The following is a 2,825-nucleotide window of genomic DNA, read 5'->3' on the forward strand; positions in this document are numbered from 1 at the left end:
CGACACCCATATCAAAACCGGTAACTCTCAACCTTTCAAGGTCAAGTGTCAGATCAAGTCGCGACTAATACAGCTAATGCCTGCGGCAATCGAGGCGTTGTCACGTTTTTCCGCAGGCGTACGCACAATACCGATCAACAGAATACCGTGCTTTGGCGCCAGGGTGCTGAGCGCCCAGTCCATCCACTTTTCACCCTGCGCACGGGCGGCGGGCGACTCCGGCCATAAACGCGCCTGGCCGTACTGGGCGCTGAGATAGCGCACAATGGCGTTGGACTCCCAGAGGACGACGTCGGTTTCGTCATCGCGCAGCAGCGGCACCAGCCCGTTCGGGTTCATCGCCAGGAAGTCCGCTTCATGGTTGAGGCCAAAAGCGCCACCGGCCAGGATGTGTTCATACGGCAATTCGAGTTCGTCGAGCGTCCAGCGTACTTTCTTGACGTTCGATGAGTTATTTCTGCCCCACAGCGTAATCATATGACCCTCTCGATTTTCAACATCCTCAGATGGCACCCATGGTGAGATAAAGTTAACGTTCTGGCAACGTTTTGCAAAAAAAAGCCCTCGCAGCAGCGCAACCGCCTGTTCTTGCGTAAACTTTACCTTTCGGCGCTTTCAATCACGTTCGTTATGCGCTATTACTCACGGCTTGTTGCGTATGGTGGTGCGACGTTATTTTCAGAATGGATACCTGGGTGGCCTATATGACGCATTTATCTCCCTTACCACGCTTTTCTCGCGGTCTGGCGGCGGGAGCCGCGCTGATCGTTCTCTTTTCTTCCTCTTCGTATGCGGTAGAGCAGGCGCCGGATGCACCGGCTGTCGATGCCCGCGCCTGGATCCTGATGGATTACAACAGCGGCAAGGTGCTGAGGGAAGGCAACGCCGACGAGAGACTCGACCCGGCAAGCCTGACCAAACTGATGACCAGCTATGTGGTCGGCCAGGCGCTCAAAGCCGGAAAAATTCAGCTTACCGACACCGTTACCGTCGGCAAGGACGCCTGGGCAACCGGCAACCCGGCGCTGCGCGGCTCTTCACTGATGTTTCTTAAACCCGGCGATCAGGTCTCCGTTGCGGATCTGAATAAAGGGGTAATTATTCAGTCCGGTAATGACGCCAGCATCGCCATTGCCGATCATGTGGCGGGCAGCCAGGATTCGTTTGTCAGCCTGATGAACGGCTATGTCACTAAGCTTGGCCTCACCAATACCACGTTCAAAACCGTGCATGGGCTGGATGCGCCCGGCCAGTTCAGCACCGCACGGGATATGGCACTGCTCGGCAGAGCGCTAATCCACGACGTGCCGGATGAGTACGCTATCCACAAAGAGAAAGAGTTTACCTTTAACAAAATCCGTCAGTCGAACCGCAACCGTCTGTTGTGGAGCACCAGCATGAACGTGGACGGGATGAAAACCGGGACCACTGAGGGCGCAGGCTACAACCTGGTTGTCTCCGCAACCCAGGGCGATATGCGTCTGATTTCGGTGGTGCTGGGGTCGAAGACAGACCGTATTCGTTTTAATGAATCAGAAAAACTGCTCACCTGGGGCTTCCGCTTCTTTGAAACGGTGACGCCGATTAAACCGGATGCAGCCTTTGTCAGCCAGCGTGTCTGGTTTGGCTCGCAGAACGAAGTGAAGCTGGGAGCCGGGGAAGCAGGCTCAGTGACCATTCCTCGCGGACAGCTGAAAAACCTGAAGGCCAGCTACACCCTGAGTGAACCGCAGCTGACCGCACCGCTGGCCAAAGGTCAGGTGGTCGGCACAATCGACTTCCAGCTCAATGGCAAGTCTATTGAGCAGCGTCCGTTGATTGTGATGGAAGCGGTGGAAGAGGGCGGCTTCTTTGGCCGGATGTGGGACTTTGTGCTGATGAAACTGAACCAGTGGTTTGGCGGCTGGTTCTCCTGACGGCAACAGGCCGTGCACCCTGCGGGCACGGTCGCACGGTCAGTAGATAAGCTTAATCTGCTGCGCTTTCGCGAAGGCCACGAATGCATCGTCCGGGCGGCAGTCGCTGACGATGGCGTCAAAATGGCCTAATTCGCCCATGCAGGCCGGGCGCACTTTACCAAATTTGCTGTGATCAACCACCAGCACGTGGCGCTGCGCGCTGCTCATTGCCCACTGTTTCAGCGGTAACTCTTCCAGATTAAAGCAGGTCACCCCTTGCTCTGTATGTACTCCCGCCGCGGAATAGAAGGCGACATCCGGGCGCAAATAGCTCAGCGTCTCTTTGAAATTCAGCGGCTGAAAGATAGCGTTGCTGGCGTGAAACTCCCCACCGCTCAGAATGGCGCGGCACAAGGGTTTTTCCTGGAGCGCCAGAAAGGTGTTCAGGGAGTAACAGACCCCGGTAAAGGGAACGTCTTCGGGAATGGCTTCAATGATCCAGGGGGTAGTGGTACCACAATCGAAAAACACCATCTGATGCGGCTCGATCAGTTTTGCGGCCAGTTCGGCGGCACGGCGCTTCTCTTCCACCAGACGCGTCTTTTGATCGCTAAGCAGATAATGGCTGGCGGTACGTGGCTCCAGCACAATATAGCCCCCGAGCAGGACCACAGGCGCGCTGTTACTGCTGAGATCGCGGCGAATGGTCATCTCGGACACGCCAAGCAAAGCTGCCGCTTCTTTCAGATGCAGTTTATCACTGCGTTTAAGCGCGGAGAGTAACTGACCGATGCGTTCGTCACGTCTTGTTTCCATAGTTCCCCTGAATATAAAGAAAGCCCCGCATAGAGCGTAATGCCGTTCACTTAAGCGGAGCGGCACTGCGTTTCACCGGATAACGGGTTTTTGATATCTTAACCGCCCTCG

Annotated in this window: 2 protein-coding genes and 1 pseudogene; 1 reads left to right on the forward strand and 2 read right to left on the reverse strand. The window is 55.8% G+C overall.

Annotated elements, in window-relative coordinates; all coding sequences use genetic code 11:
* Nucleotides 1-75 precede the first annotated feature (75 nt).
* Nucleotides 76-477, reverse strand: a pseudogene (locus ACSZO4_RS25250) (glutathione S-transferase family protein); the annotation flags it as partial.
* A 227-nt stretch (nt 478-704) separates the two neighbouring features.
* Between ACSZO4_RS25250 and dacC the strand changes: the two are divergent.
* Entirely contained in the window at nt 705-1,916 is a 1,212-nt protein-coding gene (gene dacC / locus ACSZO4_RS25255; RefSeq protein WP_437891837.1) for a serine-type D-Ala-D-Ala carboxypeptidase, read from the forward strand.
* 39 nt (nt 1,917-1,955) lie between these two features.
* Here dacC and deoR read toward each other — a convergent pair whose 3' ends face one another.
* Nucleotides 1,956-2,714: a DNA-binding transcriptional repressor DeoR gene (deoR, locus tag ACSZO4_RS25260; RefSeq protein ID WP_437891838.1), complete on the reverse strand. Its 759-nt coding sequence runs from the start codon at nt 2,712-2,714 to the stop codon at nt 1,956-1,958.
* Nucleotides 2,715-2,825 lie beyond the last annotated feature (111 nt).

This window comes from Phytobacter sp. V91, from assembly GCF_965644225.1.
In the GTDB taxonomy this organism is placed as follows: Bacteria; Pseudomonadota; Gammaproteobacteria; order Enterobacterales; family Enterobacteriaceae; genus CBFFRJ01.

What these genes read in the sequence shown, in the direction of transcription:
- dacC (WP_437891837.1), top strand. Translation starts at nt 705, where the DNA reads ATGACGCATTTATCTCCCTTACCACGCTTTTCTCGCGGTCTGGCGGCG.
- deoR (WP_437891838.1), bottom strand. Translation starts at nt 2,714, where the DNA reads ATGGAAACAAGACGTGACGAACGCATCGGTCAGTTACTCTCCGCGCTT.